At 72.6% G+C, this 18,952-nt stretch carries 16 protein-coding genes; 5 read left to right on the top strand and 11 right to left on the bottom strand.

Features of this window, described 5'->3' with window-relative positions:
- The first annotated feature begins 146 nt into the window (after positions 1–146).
- Positions 147–989 (top strand): class I SAM-dependent methyltransferase, encoded by an 843-nt coding sequence (locus BUE44_RS15150; RefSeq protein ID WP_073498389.1) that lies wholly within the window; start codon positions 147–149, stop codon positions 987–989.
- Positions 990–1,017: 28 nt separating this feature from the next.
- On the opposite strand, the gene BUE44_RS15145 is transcribed toward BUE44_RS15150, so the two are convergent.
- Entirely contained in the window at positions 1,018–1,560 is a 543-nt protein-coding gene (locus BUE44_RS15145) for a signal peptidase II (protein WP_079189753.1), read from the bottom strand.
- 167 nt (positions 1,561–1,727) lie between these two features.
- On the opposite strand from BUE44_RS15145, the gene BUE44_RS15140 reads away from it, so the two are divergent.
- Positions 1,728–4,115, top strand: a complete 2,388-nt coding sequence (locus tag BUE44_RS15140; protein ID WP_073498385.1) for a phosphoketolase family protein — start codon at positions 1,728–1,730, stop codon at positions 4,113–4,115.
- A gap of 97 nt (positions 4,116–4,212) precedes the next feature.
- On the opposite strand, the gene BUE44_RS15135 is transcribed toward BUE44_RS15140, so the two are convergent.
- The 8 genes from BUE44_RS15135 to BUE44_RS15100 form a co-directional block, all read right to left on the bottom strand.
- The gene (locus BUE44_RS15135) at positions 4,213–5,247 is read right to left on the bottom strand and encodes an LLM class flavin-dependent oxidoreductase (RefSeq protein ID WP_073498383.1); all 1,035 of its coding nucleotides are present in this window, start codon (positions 5,245–5,247) and stop codon (positions 4,213–4,215) included.
- The gene (locus BUE44_RS15130; RefSeq protein ID WP_235002164.1) at positions 5,244–6,098 is read right to left on the bottom strand and encodes an alpha/beta fold hydrolase; all 855 of its coding nucleotides are present in this window, start codon (positions 6,096–6,098) and stop codon (positions 5,244–5,246) included. The genes BUE44_RS15135 and BUE44_RS15130 overlap by 4 nt, the downstream gene beginning before the upstream one ends.
- Positions 6,099–6,174: 76 nt before the next feature.
- Entirely contained in the window at positions 6,175–7,977 is a 1,803-nt protein-coding gene (locus BUE44_RS15125) for a hydantoinase B/oxoprolinase family protein (RefSeq protein WP_200804422.1), read from the bottom strand.
- Positions 7,974–10,037, bottom strand: coding sequence for a hydantoinase/oxoprolinase family protein (locus BUE44_RS15120; protein ID WP_073498378.1), 2,064 nt, complete (start codon positions 10,035–10,037; stop codon positions 7,974–7,976). The genes BUE44_RS15125 and BUE44_RS15120 overlap by 4 nt, the downstream gene beginning before the upstream one ends.
- A 59-nt stretch (positions 10,038–10,096) precedes the next feature.
- Positions 10,097–10,423, bottom strand: coding sequence for a hypothetical protein (locus BUE44_RS15115; RefSeq protein ID WP_073498376.1), 327 nt, complete (start codon positions 10,421–10,423; stop codon positions 10,097–10,099).
- Positions 10,420–11,307, bottom strand: a complete 888-nt coding sequence (locus tag BUE44_RS15110) for an ABC transporter permease (protein WP_079189752.1) — start codon at positions 11,305–11,307, stop codon at positions 10,420–10,422. Before BUE44_RS15110 ends, BUE44_RS15115 begins: the two co-directional genes overlap by 4 nt.
- Positions 11,304–12,134, bottom strand: coding sequence for an ABC transporter ATP-binding protein (locus BUE44_RS15105; RefSeq protein ID WP_073498374.1), 831 nt, complete (start codon positions 12,132–12,134; stop codon positions 11,304–11,306). The genes BUE44_RS15110 and BUE44_RS15105 overlap by 4 nt, the downstream gene beginning before the upstream one ends.
- 50 nt (positions 12,135–12,184) lie before the next feature.
- Positions 12,185–13,216 carry an ABC transporter substrate-binding protein gene (locus tag BUE44_RS15100; protein WP_159450257.1) on the bottom strand — a complete coding sequence of 344 codons (1,032 nt, stop codon included), beginning with the start codon at positions 13,214–13,216 and terminating at the stop codon, positions 12,185–12,187.
- A gap of 271 nt (positions 13,217–13,487) precedes the next feature.
- Between BUE44_RS15100 and BUE44_RS15095 the strand changes: the two genes are divergently transcribed.
- A complete protein-coding gene (locus BUE44_RS15095; RefSeq protein WP_073498370.1) occupies positions 13,488–14,360 on the top strand; it encodes a fumarylacetoacetate hydrolase family protein in 873 nt (290 codons plus the stop codon).
- Positions 14,361–14,397: 37 nt separating this feature from the next.
- On the top strand, positions 14,398–15,948 hold the full coding sequence (locus BUE44_RS15090; protein ID WP_159450256.1) for an AMP-binding protein: 1,551 nt from the start codon (positions 14,398–14,400) through the stop codon (positions 15,946–15,948).
- 70 nt (positions 15,949–16,018) lie between these two features.
- Here the strand turns inward: BUE44_RS15090 and BUE44_RS15085 are convergent, their stop codons facing one another.
- Together BUE44_RS15085 and BUE44_RS15080 are read right to left on the bottom strand one after the other, a co-directional pair.
- Positions 16,019–16,759, bottom strand: coding sequence for a GntR family transcriptional regulator (locus BUE44_RS15085; RefSeq protein WP_079189751.1), 741 nt, complete (start codon positions 16,757–16,759; stop codon positions 16,019–16,021).
- Between the two features lie 286 nt (positions 16,760–17,045).
- On the bottom strand, positions 17,046–17,504 hold the full coding sequence (locus tag BUE44_RS15080; RefSeq protein WP_073498362.1) for a MarR family winged helix-turn-helix transcriptional regulator: 459 nt from the start codon (positions 17,502–17,504) through the stop codon (positions 17,046–17,048).
- Between the two features lie 115 nt (positions 17,505–17,619).
- On the opposite strand from BUE44_RS15080, the gene BUE44_RS15075 reads away from it, so the two are divergent.
- Positions 17,620–18,729 carry a substrate-binding domain-containing protein gene (locus tag BUE44_RS15075; RefSeq protein ID WP_073498359.1) on the top strand — a complete coding sequence of 370 codons (1,110 nt, stop codon included), beginning with the start codon at positions 17,620–17,622 and terminating at the stop codon, positions 18,727–18,729.
- The last annotated feature ends 223 nt before the right edge of the window (positions 18,730–18,952 follow it).

The raw sequence follows: 18,952 nt of genomic DNA, 5'->3' as shown, positions 1-18,952 counted from the left end.
CATCGCGCAGATTGCTGGCTTGGACGGCGCCGCTCGGCTGCCGCCGCCCACCGGCTTCGCGCCTGCTGCCCGGCGGAACGCCGCCGCCCCGTGACGGGCGGCGGCGCGGGTCGTTGAGGTGTCGACACCAGGCAACGAGGAGACGTGTGTACACCATCGTCAACACTGAGCAGGCGGCCGCCTGGAACGGTGACGAAGGCGCCCACTGGGCGGATCACCAGGCCGACTACGACGCCGTGAACGGCGGCTTCAACGAGGCGCTGTTCACCGCGGCCCCGGTCGCCGACCGGGACCGGGTGCTCGACATCGGCTGCGGCAACGGCCAGGTCACCCGGCTCGCCGCCCGCCGCGCCGCGTGGGGCCACGCGGTCGGCATCGACCTGTCGCTGCCGATACTGCGGCGTGCCCGCGCCACGGCGGTCGTCGAGGACGTCACGAACGTGGAGTTCGTGCAGGGCGACGCCCAGGTCCACCCTTTCCCCGACGCCCGCTTCGACGTCGCCGTCAGCCGCTTCGGCGTGATGTTCTTCGCCGACCCGGTGGCCGCGTTCCGCAACGTCCACCGCGCGCTGCGGCCCGGCGGCCGGCTGGTCTTCCTGTGCCTGCAGCCCATGGAGCGCAACGAGATCGGCTCGGTCCTCAGCTCCTTCACCCGCCGCCACACTCCCGCCGGCACCCCTGTCCGCCCCGCCGACCTGGCCGGCGCCTTCTCCCTCGCGGACCGGTCGGAGGTCACGGCGCTGCTGGAGCGGGCGGGCTTCCGCGACGTCGCCGCCACCGGCGTCGAAGCGCCCCAGACGTGGGGCAGGGACGCGGTCGCGGCCGCCCGCTTCCTCGCCGGATGGGGCCCGGTGCGCGCCATCTTCCCGGCCGAGCCGTACTCCTCCGACGGGGCCCACGCGGACCTCTACGAGGCCCTGACGGCGTACGAGACCCCCGCGGGTGTCCGCCTCACCGGCGCGGCCTGGCTCGTGACGGCCACCGCCTAGGGCCCGCGTGCGTACCGCCGGCGGCGCGTCAGCCGGCCTCGCCGGCCGCCGCCGGGTCCGCCGGCTCGACGGCGGGGGAGGCGGCCGGGGAGGTGAGCGGGACGCCCCGCAGGAGCTGGACCATCACGGTCAGGACGCCGGCCATGACGCACTGGTCGCTGAGGTTGAAGATGCCGCCGTGCCCGACCTGGATGAAGTCCAGCACCGCTCCCCGCCCGAAGCCGGGGGTGCGGAAGAGGCGGTCCGCGAGGTTGCCGCCGGCGCCGGCGAAGATCAGGCCGAGGCCGGCGGCCCAGCCGGGGGTCCGCACCGAGGGGGCCGTGCGGGCGATGAAGGCGAGGACGCCGATCGCCAGCACCGTGAAGACCAGCGTGGCGCGCGGCGCGAAGGATCCGGCGGCGCCGGAGTTGCGGTAGGCGGTGAAGGTGACGTGGCCGCCGAGTACGTGGCTCGGCGGGTGGCCCTCGACGGTCACCGCCGCGATCGCCTTGGTGACCTGGTCGAGCGCGAGCCCCGCCGCCGCCGTGATCCACAGCACCCGCTGTGCCACTCCCCTGCCAGAGGTGGGCATGGGCAGCCTCCCGCGTGTCCGTCACCGTACCGTCCCGTCGAGCGTACGCCCGACCTCCGGCCGCCCCGGTGCCGCCAAATCGCCCATATCCCCCCGAATGGCCTGCTTCGTCGGGCGGCGGACGGGAAGGCTGGTGCGGACGACACCGTCTCCGCCTGGAGGTCCCGATGCCCGACGCGTCCACCACCCGCCCGCCCGCGGCGCTGCCCGAGGACGAGCTGGGGGCGCTCGACGCCCACTGGCGGGCGTCGAACTACCTCGCGGTCGGCCAGATCTACCTGATGGGCAATCCGCTGCTGACCGAGCCGCTGCGGCCGGAGCACATCAAGCCGCGCCTGCTGGGGCACTGGGGCACCTCTCCCGGGCTGAACCTGGTGCACACCCACCTCAACCGGGTGATCCAGGCCCGCGACCTGGACGCGATCTGCGTGTGGGGGCCCGGCCACGGCGGCCCCGCCGTGCTGGCCAACTCGTGGATCGAGGGCAGCTACACCGAGACGTACCCCGAGGTCACCAGGGACGCGGCCGGGATGGCGCGGCTCTTCCGGCAGTTCTCCTTCCCCGGCGGGGTCCCCTCGCATGTGGCACCCGAGACGCCCGGCTCCATCCACGAGGGCGGCGAGCTGGGGTACGCCCTCTCCCACGCCTACGGAGCCGCGTTCGACAACCCCGGCCTCGTGGTCGCCTGCGTCATCGGCGACGGCGAGGCGGAGACCGGGCCGCTGGCGACCTCCTGGCACTCCAACAAGTTCCTCGACCCGGTCCACGACGGCGCCGTCCTGCCGATCCTGCACCTGAACGGCTACAAGATCGCCAACCCCTCCGTGCTGGCCCGCCTTCCCCGGCAGGAACTGGAGGAGCTGCTGCGCGGTTACGGCCACGACCCGATCCACGTCACCGGCGACGACGAGATGGCCGTGCACCGGGCGATGGCCGTCGCGATGGACACGGCGCTGGACCGTATCGCCGCCTTCCAGCGTGCCGCCCGCGAGCAGGGCGCGACCGAGCGGCCGCGCTGGCCGGTGGTCGTGCTGCGCACTCCCAAGGGCTGGACCGGCCCCGCCGAGGTCGACGGGCTGCCGGTCGAGGGCACCTGGCGGGCCCACCAGGTGCCGCTCGCCGCGGTGCGCGACAACCCCGACCACCTGCGCCAGCTGGAGGAGTGGCTGCACTCCTACCGGCCCGCCGAGCTGTTCGACGCCGATGGCCGCCCCCGCCCGCAGGTGCTCGCGTGCGTCCCCGGCGGGGCCCGCAGGCTGGGCGCGAACCCGCACGCCAACGGCGGGCTGCTGCTGCGCGAGCTGCCGCTGCCGCCGCTGGACGACTTCGCCGTGCCCGTCGACACCCCCGGCGCCACCCTGCACGAGCCGACAGCCGTGCTGGGCACACTGCTGGAAAGGGTCATGGCCGACACCGCGGACCGCCGCAATTTCCGGCTGGTGGGCCCGGACGAGACGGCGTCCAACCGGTTGCAGGACGTCTACGGGGCGACGGGCAAGGCCTGGCAGGCCGAGGTCCTGGACGTGGACGAGCACCTCGACCGGCACGGGCGGGTGATGGAGATCCTCTCGGAGCACACCTGCCAGGGCTGGCTCGAGGGCTACCTGCTGACCGGCAGGCACGGGCTGTTCTCCTGCTACGAGGCCTTCGTCCACATCGTCGACTCGATGGTCAACCAGCACGTCAAGTGGCTGCGCACCACCCGCGAACTGCCGTGGCGCCGCCCGCTCGCCTCGCTGAACTACCTGCTGACGTCGCACGTCTGGCGGCAGGACCACAACGGCTTCTCCCACCAGGACCCGGGCTTCATCGACCACGTGCTCAACAAGGCCCCCGAAGTCGTCCGCGTCTACCTCCCGCCGGACACCAACACCCTGCTCTCCGTGGCCGACCACGTCCTGGCATCCCGGGACTACGTCAACGTCGTCGTCGCCGGCAAGCAGCCCGGCTTCGACTGGCTGTCGATGGACGCCGCCCGCGCCCACTGCGCCCGCGGCGCGGGGCTGTGGGAGTGGGCCGGCACCGAGGACGTCCGCCGCGGCCCCGACGTCGTCCTGGCCTGCGCCGGCGACGTACCGACCCTGGAAGTGCTGGCGGCAGCACAGCTGTTGCGCCACCACCTGCCCCAACTCGGCGTCCGCGTCGTCAACATCGTCGACCTCGCCCGCCTCATGCCGCACGGGGCGCACCCGCACGGCATGACGGACGCGGAATACGACGCCCTGTTCACCCCCGACAAGCCGGTCATCCTCGCCTACCACGGCTACCCCTGGCTCATCCACCGCCTGGCCTACCGCCGTACCGGCCACGCCAACCTCCATGTGCGCGGCTACAAGGAGATCGGCACCACGACCACGCCCTTCGACATGGTCCTGCGCAACGACCTCGACCGCTACCGCCTGGTCATGGACGTCATCGACCGCGTTCCCGGCCTGCCCGTCACCGCGGCCGCCGTCCGCCAGCGGATGGAGGAGGTACGCCTGCGGCACCACGGCTGGATCCGCGAGCACGGCACCGACCTGCCCGAGGTCGCCGACTGGGCCTGGCAGGACTGACCGCGCCGGGGAAGGGGGCGGTCCGCCGTCGCACCCCCCGTGGTGTGCGGCGGCGGACCGGTCCGGCCGGGCGGCCGGAGGACCGACCGCGGGCCAGCTATCGGTTGTGCCGGGCGAAGGTCGACGCGAACGCGTCGAGCTGGTTGTGCGGCAACTGGTAGGAGGACGCCCCGAGCAGGTAGAAGGACTCGATGCCGGCGCCGATGGCGCCGTCGACGCGCTTGCCCAGCTGGCCGGGGGTGCCGGCCAGCGTCAGGTGGGTCGCGAAGCGCTCGGCGTCGTCGTCGCCGATGTAGCGGTCGGCGATGCTGACGGCGAGGTCCCAGCTCTCGGCGTGGGTGATGTCGGGGTAGACGCCCTCGACCACGTCCGGCACCTCGATGTCGATGCCGACCGCGCGCAGCGCGGCGCCCGCGCCGAGTTGGGCCATGGCCAGGCACAGCGGCTTGACCTGGCGGACCGCGTCGGCCTCGTCCTGGGTGACCAGGGTGTGCGCGGCCAGCACGACGTCGAGGTCGGCCAGGGTGCGGCCGGCGCGCTCGGCCCCGGCGCGGATGAAGCCGGTGCCGCGTTCGACCAGGGGCGGCGCGGTGCCGGCGGCGAGGATCACGCCGTCGGCGACCTCGCCGGCGAGCGCGAGCGCCTTGGGCCCGCTGGCCGCCATGTAGACCGGCACCTCGCGGCTCGCGTGCCGGCGCAGCCGCATCGGCCGCTCGCCGTACGGGCCCGGCCAGCAGGCCTCCTCGCCGCGCAGCAGCCGGCGCAGCAGCGCGATGTTGTCGCGCATCCGGTGCAGCGGGGTGGGCCGCTTGCCGATGGTCTTCACCGAGCTGTCGCCGGTGCCGAAGGCGACCTTGACCCGGCCGCCGGAGATGTCGTCGACGGAGGCGACGGCGTTGGCGGTGACCGCGATGTGGCGGGTCTCGAAGTTGGTGACCGCCACGCCGATGCCGATGTGCTCGGTGCGGTCGGCGACCAGGGCCGCGGTGGTCCACACGTCGTGCCACAGGAACTGCGAGTCGGGGATCCACACCGTGTCGAGGCCTTCCGCCTCGGCCCGCCGGGCGAAGTCGGCGACCTCGCGGGCGGGCGCGCACGGCGGCAGGCGCAGGCCGAACCGGGGGGCGCTCATGCCGCGTCCAGGAAGTCGCGGACCACGTCGGTGAATTCCTCGGGGAGGTGGTCGGGCAGCGGCACCATGCCGCCCTTGATCTCCTCGATACGGATGCCGGGCACCGCGGCGGCCCAGCGGGGCAGGTCGCGGTAGGCGACGTCACCGGGGGCGCCGACCGCCATGACGGGGCAGCGCAAGCGGGGCAGCCGGGTCTCCATCGCGTAGCGCGCGACGGCCGCGTGGCCCTCGTGCCGGCGCGTACCGGCCGTCAACGCGTCCACGATGAAGGCTTCGAGCAGGTCGGGGCGGCCCGGCGGGTAGTACGGCTGGCGGGCGCGCCACAGTTCGAGCAGGTGGTCGCCGTCCTCGTGGACCTCGGCGTGGTCGACCCGGGGGCGCTGGGTGCGGCCCTCGGCGTCGACCAGCGGGGTGCACGACAGCACGATCTTCTCCACCCGGTCCGGGTGGACGGCGGCGACCTCGACCGCGATGACCCCGCCGGTGTGGTGGCCGACCAGGGCGGCCCGTTCGATGCCGAGGGCGTCGAACAGCTGGACGACGCCGTCGGCGTACGCCTCGACGGACTCCCCCGGCGGCCCGCCGGCGGGGGGCAGAGGGGCGGAGGAGGCGCCGTAGCCGAGGGTGTCCATGGCTATCGCGCGGTGGGTGCGCCCGAGTAGCGGCAGCACCTCGCGGAATTCCGTCCAGGAGCGGGGCGACTGGTGCAGCAGCAGCACCGGTTTGCCCTCGCCCTCCTCCACGTAGTGGATCTGGCCCGCCGGAACATCGGCGTACGCGCGGCGCATCTGCGGCCTCCTTGCCAGCGAGCTGCCGGAGCCGTGGCGGCCGCCGGTCTGATCTGTATTCACTACGGAGATCGTAACGTACATCTTCTCGGAAATTGTGTACAGGCTTGCGGGTCAACGACCGGCGCCCGTGCGCCGTTCAGGCCTCCCGCAGCCGGGCGGTGGCCGCCTCGTCCAGCCGGAAGGCCTCGCCGTCTGCGACCACGACCACACCGTAGGAGTCCCTGGCGGCCGCGGGCGAGACGTAGCCGGCCCGCACGTCGGCCAGCACGCGTGCCGCCGGGCGCTCGTACGGATCCCCGTAGCCGCCACCCCCGCCCAGCTCCACCACATGGCAGTCGCCGGCCGACAGCCGGGTGCCGACCTTGCCGTTGCGGAAGTCGACGACTTCGCCGTCGGCCCGCTCCACGGAGATCCGGTTCGCGAGCGCGTCCCGGCCCCCGGCCAGGCCCCAGGGGGCGCAGGAGGTCCGCTCGATCCACGAGTCCAGCCGTGCGGAGGTGTTCATCCGCACCCGGATCCGGGTGCCGAGGCCGCCGCGGTTGCGGCCGGCGCCGCCGGAGTCCTCGCGCAGGGCGTACTCCTCGACGGTCACCATCGGGTATTTGGCCTCGATGACCTCGGCGGGGGCGTTGTGGGTGTCGCCGTCGTTGATGCAGATGGTGGCGCTCTGCCCGTCGGCGCGCGAGGTGGCGCCCCAACCGCCGCCCTGCGGGCCGCCGAAGAACTGGAAGAACTGCCCGGTGCGGTCGTCGACACCGTAGCTGTGCGTCATGCCGAGGTCGGCGTAGTGGCCGGCGATGACTGCGTCGGGCAGCACCTCGGCCAGCGCCCGGAAGACGCAGTCCACCACCGTCATCGGATAGGTCATCCACCAGCGCATCGCGGCCGGCTTGGTGGCGCTGACCACCGTGCCGGGCGGCAGCAGCACCTTCAGCGGGCGCACCGAGCCGGAGTTGATGGGCCGCCGGCCGGGCGAGGTCAGGCAGGTGAAGGCCACCTGGGCGGCCGAACGCCCGGCGGTCGCGCCCGAGTTGAAGTAGCCGGCGACCTGCGGGCTCATCTCGCTCAGGTCGATGGTCATGGTGTCGCCCTCGACCACCACCCGGACCCTGATCGGCACCGGCGTGCCGGTGTGCACCCCGTCGTCGTCCATGAAGGCCTCGGCCCGGTAGTCGCCGTCCGGGATGTCGCGGACGGCCTGCCGCGCCAACTCCTCGCTGTGGTCGAACAGTCCGGTGACCCCCGCCTGCACGGTGCCGGCGCCGTAGCGCTCCAGCAGGGTCCGCATCCGGGTCTCGCCGGTGCGGATGGCCGCGACCTGGGCGCGCAGGTCGCCCATCGCCAGGTCCGGGAAGCGGACGTTGGTGGCGATCAGCCGGGTCAGCTCGTCGTCCTGGACGCCCTCCTTGAACAGCTTCACGATCGGGATCTGCAGTCCCTCGGCGAAGATGTCCGTGGTGGTGCCGCCGAGCAGCCCGCCCACGTCGAGCCAGTGCGCCATCGACGCGGCGAAGGCGACCAGCCGGCCCTCGTGGAAGACGGGCAGGGTGAAGATCATGTGGTTGAGGTGACTGCCCATGATGTAGGCGTCGTTGGTCAGCAGGATGTCGCCGGGCTTGATGCCGCCGGGCCCGTAGAAGGCGATCTTGGCCTTGATCGCGTCGGACAGGCCGCCGACGAACATCGGCAGGCCGAGGCCGACCGAGATGGTGTCGCCGTTCGCGTCGAACAGGCCGACCGTGAAGTCCTGGGCCTCGTAGATGATGAGGTTGTAGGCCGTCCTCATCAGGTTGGTCTTCATCTCGTCGGTGATCGAGACCAGCGAGGCGCGGATGATCTCCGCGGTGATCGGGTCGGGGGCGGCGGCGGGATCCGGGGCTGCGGCGTCCTGCGGGGCGGCGGCCGCGGGCACGGTGGTGTCGTCCATGGCGGTGCTCACTGTCCGATCGTCAGGAGGAGGTTGCCGAACGCGTCGACCTCGAGGGTGTCGCCGGGCCGCAGCAGCGTCGTGGCGGTGGGCTCCTCCACGACGGCGGGGCCGGCGATCCTGTTGCCCGCGAGCAGCGCCTCGCGGGCGTAGACCGCGGAGGGGACGGGCCCCTGCGCGGGGGTGAAGACGATGTCGCGGCCGCCGGTCCTGGCGCCGGCCGGCGGCTCCTGCCGCCCGCGGGCGATCTTGGGCAGGTCGGGCTTGCCGAGGGTGCCGACCGCCGAGACCCGCAGGCTGACGATCTGCGCGCGCTCCTCGGGCGCGCTGTGGCCGTAGCGCTGCCCGTGGGTGACGTCGAAGGCCCGCTTGAGCGCGGCGGCGCCCGGCTCGCCGGGCACCTGGACGGTCACGGTGTGCTCCTGGCCGACGTAGCGCATGTCGGCGGCGCGCTGGAATTCCAGGCCCTCGAAGCGGACCGCGCCGTCCCGCAGCGCCTGCGCGCACTCGCGCTCCAGCTCCTGGAAGGACGCTTCGAGCGAGTCGGCGGTGTCGGCGTCGATGTGCTCCTCGGTGCCCAGGGTGCGCACCCCGGTCTGCACGATGTCCCTGCGGACGTCGGCCATCAGCATGCCGAGCGCGGCGAAGACGGCGGGGAAGGGCGGCACGACGACCTTGCGTATCGCCAGCTCGCGGGCCACCAGCGAGATGTGCAGCGGCCCGTTGCCGCCGTAGGCGAACAGCGCGAAGTCCCGTGGGTCCAGGCCTCTTTCCGTGGTGACCGCGCGCACCGAGTTGGCCATGGCGGCGGCGCCGATCGCGATCACGCCGGCCGCGGTGGCGGTGGGGCCCAGCGACAGCTCGGCCGCGAGGGCGCCGACCGCCCGGTGGGCGGCGTCGCCGTCGAGTCGCAGGCCGCCGGCCAGCCGGCCGCCCGCCGGCAGATGGCCGAGGACGACCGCCGCGTCGGTGATGGTGGCCTGGGTGCCGCCGCGGCCGTAGCTCGCCGGGCCCGGGTCGGCACCCGCGCTGCGCGGGCCGACGTGGATGCCGCGGGCCTCGTCCAGCCAGGCGATGCTGCCGCCACCGGTACCGACCTCGACGATGTCCAGGCACGGGATGCGGATCGGCAGTCCGGTGCGGTAGCCGCCGAGGAAGTAGTCGCTGGCGAGCGGGAAGGTCAGGTCGCGGATGACGGCGGTCTTGGCGGTGGTGCCGCCCATGTCGAAGGCGATGGCCTCCCGGTAGCCGAGCGCCTCGCACAGCGCGATGGTGCCCACCACCCCGCCGGCCGGTCCCGACTCCAGCATCTGGACGCAACTCGACGAGGCGGTGGCCACGTCGCACACCCCGCCGTTGGACTGCATGACCGCCAGCGGCGCCGCGGAACCGCCCTCGGTGAGGCGCTGGTCGAGCCGCCGCAGGTAGTCGCTGACCAGCGGCCCGACGAAGGCGTTCGCCGCGGCCGTCGAGGTCCGCTCGAACTCCCGGTATTCCCGGCTGATCTCGTGCGACAGGCAGACGTAGGCGCCGGGCAGCTCCTCGCGCAGGATCTCGCCCATCGCGATCTCGTGCGCGGGGTTGCGGTAGGCGTGCAGGAAGGTCACCGCGACCGCCTCGACGCCCTGGGCGGCCAGCCGGCGGGCGACCTTCCTGGCCTGGTCCTCGTCCAGCGGGGTGCTCACCCGGCCGTCGGCGCCGAGCCGTTCCGCCACCTCGTGGATCAACTCGCGGGGTACCAGCGGCTCGTGCCGGGTGAAGGCGAGGTTGAACGCGTCCGGCCGGTTGATCCGGCCGATCTCGTAGACGTCCCGGAAGCCGGCCGTGGTCACCAGGGCGGTGCGGGCGCCCTTGCGCTCGATGAGCGAGTTGACCACGACGGTGCTGCCGTGGATGACGAACGCCAGCTCGTCCAGCGCCGTCCCGGCCGCGGCCAGCCCGTCGAAGACGCCCTGGATCATGTCCTGCGGCGTGCTGAGCGACTTGCCCAGCAGCAGCTGACCGGTGAGGTCGTCGTACGTGACGACGTCGGTGAAGGTGCCTCCGATGTCGACGGCTGCACGCAGTGCCATGGTGTCTCGCTCCTCGTCGGTACGGGGTGGTACGCGGTGGTGCGGCGGGAGTGCGCGGCCTACTGGCAGCGGTGGGCGGCCAGGAGGCCCCGCAGGATCTCCTCCCATGCCTGCCGGGCCCGCCGGTACGCGTCCGCCGGGTCGTCACCGGCCGGCCCGGCGACCGCGGCGACCACCCGCAGGTCGGTGTCGGCCAGATGCCGGTCGGGCGGCGGCGGGTCCAGTACGGCGACCCGTCCGCCGTCCGCCAGCGCGGCCAGCGCACCGGCGAAGCGGCCGGCGTCGACGCCGGCCGCCCGTACCAGTGCCGCCAGCCGCGTGGCGGGCAGCGCCTGCCGGGGTGCCGCGGCCAGCGCGGCCAGCAGGGCCTCGGTGTCGGTGGTCATCCACGGTTCCCGGACTGCGGGTGGTGCCGCAGCACGACCCGTTCCGCGAGGTCGATGGCCGCGTAGAACAGCACGCCGATGAGGGCGAGCGCGATGACGGAGGCGAACAGCAGCGGCACGTTCTGGTTGCCGCTGGCCGACAGCGTCAGGTAGCCCAGGCCCGACCCGCCGACGATGAACTCGCCGACGACCGCGCCGATCACGGCGAAGGTGACCGCGACCTTCAGGCCGGCGAAGATGCTCGGCAGCGCGGTCGGCAGCCGCACCAGCCAGAACAGCCGCATCCTGGAGCCGCCCATGGAGCGGCCGAGCCGCACCAGGTCGGGATCGATGGACGTCAGGCCCAGCGCGGTGTTGACGATGACCGGGAAGATCGCCACCGACACCGCGATGATGACGTCGGTCTCCAGGCCGAAGCCGAACCACACGATGAACAGCGGCCCGAGCGCGACCTTCGGCACCGCCTGGGTCATCACGATCAGCGGGTACGCGACCCGCTCGACCGTCCTGGAGAAGGCGATCGGGACGGCGATCAGCATGCCGGCGGCCACCGCGACGGCGAAGCCGAGCAGGATCTCCTTGAGCGTGAACCAGCTGTGGTGCAGCAGTGGTTGGTGGTAGGTGTCGAAGGCCTTCGCCACCTGCGTGGGGGTCGGCAGCAGGTAGTCGGGGGTGCCGCCCACCACGATCGCGATCTCCCAGGCGAGCAGCACCAGCAGCACCGCGAAGAGATACCACACCGCGGTCCACCGGCCCACCCGTCCGGCCAGCGCCGCGGCGCCGCGCGCGCCGGGTTCGCCGGCCCTCCGGTCCACGCCGGCCGCCTCCGGCCCGGCCACCCCGAATCTGTGCCGGGTGCGCACCCGCTGCCCGGTCCCCGTCATGATCGAGCCCCTTCCACTGCTACCGCCTGCACTTCGTGGGCCAGCAACTTGCGCAGCCGCGCGGTGTAGGCGGTGAACTGCGGCAGTTCGCGCACCTGCGGGCCGCGCGGAACCGGCAGGTCGATCGCCACGTCCGCGATGACCCGGCCCGGGCGGGCGGACATCACCACCGCGCGGTCGCCCAGGAAGACCGCCTCGTCGATGCCGTGCGTGACGAAGACGACCGTCGCGCCCGAGTGGGCGGTGAGCGCGGCGAGTTCGGTGTTCAGGTTCTCCCGCGTCAGCGCGTCGAGCGCGCCGAACGGCTCGTCGAGGAAGAGCAGCGGCGGTTCGTGCACCAGCGCGCGGCAGATGGCGACCCGCTGGCGCATGCCGCCGGACAGCTCCCGCGGATAGCGCTGCGCCGCGTGCTCCATGCCGACCAGCGCCAGCAGTTCGCGGGCGCGGTCGCGGTAGGGGGCGGTGGCCAGACCGCGCATCCTGAACTGCATGAGGATGTTGTCCTCGCAGGTGTGCCAGTCGAGCAGCAGGTCCCGCTGGAACATCACCCCCGCGTCCACCAGCGGTGCGGTCACCGGCCGGCCGCCGACGGACGCGGTGCCGTCGGTGGCGGTGTCGAGGCCCGCGAGGATCGCCAGCAGGGTGCTCTTGCCGCATCCGCTGGGCCCCAGGATGCTGACGAACTCGCCGGCGCCGATGGTCAGATCGATGCCGTCCAGTGCCCGTACCGCCGCGCCGCGGGCGGAGCGGAAGGTCTTGCCGAGACCTTCCACCCGCAGCGGCAGGCCGGCGGACGTCGTGGGCGGACGCTTAGCGGTGCCGGTCATGATCGCCTCCCCTTCCCGTTCCGCACCGTGGCCCGGTCTCCGGTGCGCAGCTAGCACGTTGCCACACTCAGCGGGTCCTTCCCGGAGAACAGGTCATTCGAATAGAACCGGCTGCCGTTGGTGGCTCCCGGCAGTCCCGCGTAGGTCTTCATCGCGTTGGCGGTGATCACCCAGTCGCGGTTGGCGTTCATGCCGAAGGGCTGGTCGAGCTGTCCCGGCGAGCAGTAGAAGGGCAGCGTCGCCTTCAACGTGCCCATCGCCTGGGCCGGGTTCAGCTCCGGGTGCTTGGCCAGCAGCGCGTCGATCGCGGCCTGCGGGTTCTTGGCGGCGGCCTGGTAGCCGCGCAGCACCGCCCGGACGAAGCCGTGCACCTGGTCGGGGGACGAGCTCAGCAGGTTCTTCTTGACCAGCAGCGCGTAGTCCGGAGGGTTGTAACCGGCCTGGGACTGCGGCAGGAAGGTCGAGGGCCGCTTGGTCAAGGTGGCCGCGAGGAACTGCGTGGTGTAGACGGCGTCGACGCCCTTGGAGCCGGTGTAGGCGGCGCCGAGCGTCGTCGGGTCGGAGACGACCAGGTGCACCGCCGACTTGTCCAGGCCCTCGGCGGCGATCGCGGCGAAGACGTTGGGCTGGGCGGAAGCGGTGACCAGGACCTTCTTGCCGGCCAGCTGCTTGATCGAGGTGATGCCCGAGTCCTTGGGCACGAAGAAGCCGAAGCTGCTCAGGCCCAGCGGGGTGGCGACGCTGGTGATCGGCTGGCCCTGGCCGACGGCCAGCACCAGGTTGACCGCGGCGGCCATGCCGTAGTCCGAACCGCCGCTGTTGACGTCGGTGATGGTCTGCCCCGAGCCCTTGCTGTCCCGGATGGTGACCTTGAGGCCCTCGTCGGCGAAGTAGCCCAGTTTGTCTGCGTAGTAGATCGGTGCGTCACCGCCCGAGGTGACGAACGGGCCGCGGTAGCTGACCGAGGTCAGCTTGCCCCCTTTGCCCGACCCCGAGTCGCTGCCGCAGGCACTGGCACCGACGAGCAGGAGAGTGCCGACCGTCAGTGTTACGGCGCTGCGCAGGGTGCGTCGTGGGATCACGGCGTCCATCCTTCCTCGATTGCTTCAAGCGGTCGCTTCAAGCCGAATGATTCAGGTGATTCAGGTGTTTTGGGATACTTCATGTGCTCAAGTGGCGTGACTGGCAACGCACTTCAAGGCGGGTTGCCCGACGGGCCGTGGATCCCATGGGATAACGGCAGGCCAGTCTTTGTATCCAAGATAATACGATTAGTATACACTCGGAGGGGAAGAGCGTACAGGAGACCGGTGTTTCGCGCATTCTTGGCTCATCAACGGGAGGACGGGACCGATGCGACTGACGACGATCCGATGGGAAGGCGGCACCAGGGCGGGCCGGGTGGACGGGGACGACATCCGGCTGCTTCCGTACGCCGACGTCGGTGCGCTGCTCGCCTCGGGTCCCGACTGGCGGGCCAGCGCGCTGATGCAGTCGGACGGCGGCCGGGTCTCCTGCGCGGACGCCGACTACGCGCCGCTGGTGCCGCATCCGGAGAAGGTCGTCTGCGTCGGCGTCAACTACCGTGACCACGTCGCCGAGGTGGGCCTGGAGCTGCCCGACCACCCCACGCTCTTCGCGAAGTACAGCCGCAGCCTGATCGGCCCGTACGACGACCTGGTCCTGCCGGCCAACTCCGACGCGGTCGACTGGGAGGTCGAACTCGGCGTCGTCATCGGCCAGACGGTCAGGAGCGCCGACGAGGAGCAGGCCTGGCAGTCGGTGGCCGGCTACACCATCGTCAACGACGTCTCGATGCGCGACTGGCAGCTGCGCACCTCGCAGTTCCTGCAGGGGAAGACCTTCGAGGCCTCCACGCCGGTCGGCCCGTTCCTGGTCACCCCCGACGAGGTCGGGCACGCCAAGGCGCTCGCGGTCAGCTGCGCGGTGGACTCCACGGTGATGCAGCAGTCGGACACCAGCCAGCTCATCCACTCGGTCGGCAGCCTCATCTCCTACATCAGCTCCTTCATCACCCTGGTCCCCGGCGACCTGATCGCCACCGGCACCCCGGCCGGCATCGGCGGTGCCCGCCGCCCGCCGCTGTACCTGTCGGCCGGCCAGACCCTGCGCACCGCCATCGCCGGTCTCGGCGAGCAGGCCAACCGCTGCGTGGCGCCGGCCGGCACGCCAGGACCCGTGCACAGCGCGCAGGGCGTCAGGTGACCGGGCAGGACCGGCCGGCGGGCGGTACGCGATGCGCGTGATCGAGTTCTTCGACCGGGGGGTGTCCCTCGACCCCGAGGCCGTCGCCTTCATGCGGCAGGACGGCACCGACGCGATGACCTACGCGCAGACGCGGGAGATCACCCACCGGGTGGCCGCCGCCCTGCACCGCGACCTGGGCGGCGAGGCGGCCCAGGTCGCGGTGCTCAGCCCGAACGACCCACTGGTCATGCCGTGCGTGCTGGGCATCATGCGGGCCGGCTGCCGCTGGGTCGCGCTCAACGCGACCTCCAGCACGGAGGAGTTGGCGGCGATGCTCGCCCTCGTCGGCGCGCGCATGCTGGTCTACGCGCCCCGGTCGGCCGACACCGCCTGGCAGTTGAGCGAGCTCGTACCGCAACTCGACCACCTGGTGGCGCTGCGGCCGACGGCGGGCGGCGAGCTGTGCCTGGAGGACTGGATGGCCCCCGAGGGCACCCGGGTCGAGCTGCCGCCGCTCGAACCCGAGGGTGTGGCCGCCTACTTCGGCACCGGCGGCACCACCGGGCGGCCCAAGGCGGTGGGGCTGCCGCACCGCTCCCTGGAGGCGATGATCCACGCCTTCAACGCGCATCTGCCCGAGCGGCGGCCGGTCAACCTGGTCGCCGCGCCGCTCACCCACGCGGCGGGCGCGGCCGCCTTCCCGGTCCTCAGCCTCGGCGGCACCACGATCGTCCACGACGGCGTCTCCCCCGCGGAGATCCTGCGCTCCATCGAGGAGCACCGGGTCACCCGCCTGCTGCTGCCGCCCACCGCGATCTACGCCCTGCTCGACCACCCGGACGCGGGCAGGCGCGACACCTCCAGCCTGCGCTACTTCCTCTACGGCGCCGCGCCGATGTCGGTGGCCAGGCTGGAGGAGGCGATCAGCGTCTTCGGCCCGGTGATGGCGCAGTTCTACGGCCAGGTGGAGGTGCCGATGATGTGCGCCTTCTTCTCCCCCCAGGAGCACAGCGAGGCGCTGGCCGACCCGGCGCTGCGGCGGCGCCTGGCCAGCTGCGGGCGGCCGTCGCTGGTCGCCAACGTCGCGATCATGGACGACGAGGGGCAGCTGTGCGGCAGCGGTACGCACGGCGAGATCGTGGTGCGCAGCTCGCTGCGGATGACGGGCTACCACGACGACCCGGAGCAGACCGCCGCGGTCCGCCGCCCCGGGGACTGGCACGCCACCGGCGACATCGGCTACGTCGACGAGGACGGTTTCGTCTATCTCGTCGACCGCAAGCGCGACGTCATCATCTCCGGCGGTTTCAACGTCTTCCCCAGCGAGGTCGAGCAGGTGCTCTGGTCGCATCCCGCGGTCGGCGACTGCGCCGTCATCGGGCTGCCCGACGACAAGTGGGGCGAGCGGGTGACCGCGGTGGTGGAGCTGAAGGCCGGCGCGCGGGCCGACGCCGAGGAGGTCGTCGCGCTGTGCCGGGAGCGGCTCGGCAGCGTCAAGGCGCCCAAGCAGGTGATCTTCCGGCAGCTGCCGCGCTCGGAGGCGGGCAAGGTGCTCAAGAAGACGCTGCGCGAGGAGTACTGGGCGGGGCACGACCGCCGTATCTGACCGGGGAAAGAGCGGTGCCGCCGGACCTGAAGGCCAGGCGGCACCCCTTTTCCGTCACCGGGCCGCGGTGTCACCCCCGGCCGGCGGAGCGCCCTGCCTTGGCCATGACCACCGCGGCGGGCAGCGCGAAGGGCGCGTGGCGCTGCGAGGTCATCAGGTGCATCGCGGTGCCCGCCAGGTGGTCGACCATCAGGTCCCTGGCCCGCTCGGCGTCCCGGGCGGCGCACGCGTCGAGGATCGCGCGGTGCTCGGCGACCTTCACGGCGAAGACCTCCGGGTCGAGCAGCCGCAGGAAGGCGCGCTGGTAGCGCTCGGCGTGGTCGAACTGCCGGCTCAACTCGTCGTTGAGCCGGGCCCCCGCGCCGATCCGCAGCCCTGCGTGGAAGCGGCCGTGCGCGTCCGCGTCGGCCCGCGAGGTGGTCAACTCCAGGTCCCGCTCCAGCCGTTCGAAGTCCTCGCCGCGCAGTATCGGCACGGTCAGCCATATGGCCAGGCCCTCGCCGAGTACCCGCATCGAGTAGAGGTCGTCCAGGTCGCTCATGCTCAGGGTGCTGATACGGACCGAGCGGTGCGGCCCGCCGCTGACCACCAGACCCTCGCTGACCAGCTGCCGCAGCGCCTCGCGCAGCGGGGTGCGGGAGACCTTGAGCCGGTCGGCCAGCTCCAACTGGCTGATCTCGGCGCCGGGTTCCAGGTCTCCCATCAGGATCAGGCGGCGCAGCTCGTTGTAGACACTCTGCTCGCCGCCGTCCGACCGGACGGTCGTCTTCGCGGGTCCCGCCACTGACGCCACCGCCTCTCTCTTCGTCATGGGTCGCACTCGCCGTAAACGCCATCGAAACGGACGGTCCGACCTCTGTTATTGTGCACAATTTTCTGTGAATTGGCCACAACGCCCCTCGTCAAGCGTGCTGTGACAGACGTCGACGGCCGCGCGTGGCGTACGGGGTCACCGGTGCGACCGGAACGGCGGGAGACGCCTGCCACCGGGACAGGCGCCGGGAGGCGCGTACGCCGGACCCGCGGGAAAGTGGACCCTCAGCGTGGAAAGGGCACCCCACCCCGGAAGGGCAGGTCACCGGACGTGCCCTGGTCGGTCAGCCGGCTAAGTGGGCGTGCGAGGTGTCGCCGGCGACGTCCGCCAGCCGCGACAGAGCCGCGGCGAGGTCGCCGCCGTCGCCGAGTGCGGCGAGCACCCGGGCGTGGTCCTCGGCCACCCGGTGGGCGGCGCGCTGGTGGAGGATGCGGCCGCGGGCGGCCATGTGAAGCAGCACCCGGCGCCGGTCGCCGGGGTCGGCCCTGCGGTAGACGAGGTTGTCGGCGACCATCCGGTCGACCAGCTTGGTCAGGCTCGGCGCGGGCATCAGCGCGTAGTCGGCGATCTCCGTCATCGGGTGGCCGCCGCCGTCCGCCACCGCGCTCAGCACCCGCCACTGCTCGACCGAGCAGTCCTCGGCCGCGAGCAGCTCCGACAGCCGCGCCACCATGAGGCGTTCTGCGCGGCTCAGGACGAGAGCGAGGTCCCGCCCTGGCTGCCGTGCCGGATCCGATGGCATGTTTGCCGGTGTCCTTTCCCAGGTCTACTGTTCGGCCACATTAGGAGGTCTCTGCGAGGGCGCCGGGACCGGGTCGGCCTTTCTCGTACCCGTACGCCCCTCCGGAGGTGGCCGCATGCTCCCGGAACCGCCGGACGTCCCCTCGCGGCGGCGCGGCGGCAGGCCCGCCGCCGGCACCGACCTGCCGCTCACCGTGGCACTGGTGGTCCCGCTGCACGGACCCGGCGGCATCCTGGGCCCTTCCTGCGAACTGGCCGCGCAGCTGGCCGCGGAGGAGATGAACGCGGCGGGCGGCGTCGCGGGGCGGCCGGTCCGGCTGGTCCCGGTGGACGGTGCGGGGCCGCCGCAAGAGGTGGCCGCGCAGGTCGAGGCACTGGTGCGGTTCGGCGCGGTCGACGCGGTCGTCGGCTGGCACATCTCGGCGGTACGCCGAGCGCTCGCGCCGCGGATCGCGCACCTGGTGCCGTACGTCTACACCGCGCAGTACGAGGGCGGCGAGCGCACTCCGGGGGTCTTTCTCACCGGGGAGACCGACCGGCGCCATCTGCTGCCCGCGATGCGGCTGCTGGCCGAAGTGACCGGCGTGCGGCGCTGGTTCACGGTCGGCAACGACTACGTGTGGCCGCGGGTCACCGCGGCCGCCGCCCGCCGGCACGCGCGGGAGTGCGGCGGGCGCACGGTCGGCGAGGCGCTGCTGCCGCTGGGCAGCGCCGACTTCGGTCCCGTCCTGCGGCGGATCGAGCGCAGCGAGGCCGACGCCGTGCTGATGCTGCTGGTCGGCGCGGACGCGGTGCGCTTCAACCGGGCCTTCGCCGCCCGCGGGCTGCCCGCCCGCTGCCAGCGGCTGAGCACCCACATGGACGAGAACATGCTGCTGGCCAGCGGCGCCGACGGCACCGCGGGACTGTGGGCGGCGGCCGGCTACTTCGAGACGCTGGCCACCGCGGAGAGCCTGGACTTCAACCGGCGCTTCGCCCGCCGCTTCGGCGTGGACGCGCCCGTGGTGGGCAGTCTCGGCGAGTCCTGCTTCGAGGGGCTGCGGCTGCTCGGCGCACTGGCCGAGCGTGCGGGCTCGGCGGACGTGCGCGCGATGCACGCCGTCCGCGACTCGGTCGGCTACGAGGGGCCACGCGGCGCCCTGCGGCTGCGCGGCAACCACCTCGACCAGCGGGTCTACCTGGCCAGGGCGGACACCTTCGACTTCGCCGTCATCGCCCAACTGTGAGCCCACCTCCGGGCATTGACAGTACCTTCCCCAGGAAATACTTTCTAGGGGAAGCATCTGCCGCCGGGCAGCCCAGGACAGCGCCGTCCCGCACCCCGCGCGCCCCGGCCGCCCGCCGACCGCGGTTCCGGATTCGCCGCGGAATTCCGCCGGCCGGACACCAGGAGCGGACCACCGCCTTATCCCGGCCGATCACTCCCTTTCATCTACGCGCGTCGCCCAA

Source organism: Actinacidiphila paucisporea (assembly GCF_900142575.1).
Classification (GTDB): domain Bacteria; phylum Actinomycetota; class Actinomycetes; order Streptomycetales; family Streptomycetaceae; genus Actinacidiphila; species Actinacidiphila paucisporea.
Note: the sequence above shows the minus strand (reverse complement) of the source record. Positions and strands in the feature narration are given on the sequence as shown.

Coding starts and splice junctions, on each gene's coding strand:
- BUE44_RS15110 (WP_079189752.1), bottom strand. CDS start 11,307: ATGACGGGGACCGGGCAGCGGGTGCGCACCCGGCACAGATTCGGGGTG.
- BUE44_RS15120 (WP_073498378.1), bottom strand. CDS start 10,037: ATGGCACTGCGTGCAGCCGTCGACATCGGAGGCACCTTCACCGACGTC.
- BUE44_RS15095 (WP_073498370.1), top strand. CDS start 13,488: ATGCGACTGACGACGATCCGATGGGAAGGCGGCACCAGGGCGGGCCGG.
- BUE44_RS15075 (WP_073498359.1), top strand. CDS start 17,620: ATGCTCCCGGAACCGCCGGACGTCCCCTCGCGGCGGCGCGGCGGCAGG.
- BUE44_RS15145 (WP_079189753.1), bottom strand. CDS start 1,560: ATGCCCACCTCTGGCAGGGGAGTGGCACAGCGGGTGCTGTGGATCACG.
- BUE44_RS15085 (WP_079189751.1), bottom strand. CDS start 16,759: ATGACGAAGAGAGAGGCGGTGGCGTCAGTGGCGGGACCCGCGAAGACG.
- BUE44_RS15105 (WP_073498374.1), bottom strand. CDS start 12,134: ATGACCGGCACCGCTAAGCGTCCGCCCACGACGTCCGCCGGCCTGCCG.
- BUE44_RS15140 (WP_073498385.1), top strand. CDS start 1,728: ATGCCCGACGCGTCCACCACCCGCCCGCCCGCGGCGCTGCCCGAGGAC.
- BUE44_RS15135 (WP_073498383.1), bottom strand. CDS start 5,247: ATGAGCGCCCCCCGGTTCGGCCTGCGCCTGCCGCCGTGCGCGCCCGCC.
- BUE44_RS15080 (WP_073498362.1), bottom strand. CDS start 17,504: ATGCCATCGGATCCGGCACGGCAGCCAGGGCGGGACCTCGCTCTCGTC.
- BUE44_RS15115 (WP_073498376.1), bottom strand. CDS start 10,423: ATGACCACCGACACCGAGGCCCTGCTGGCCGCGCTGGCCGCGGCACCC.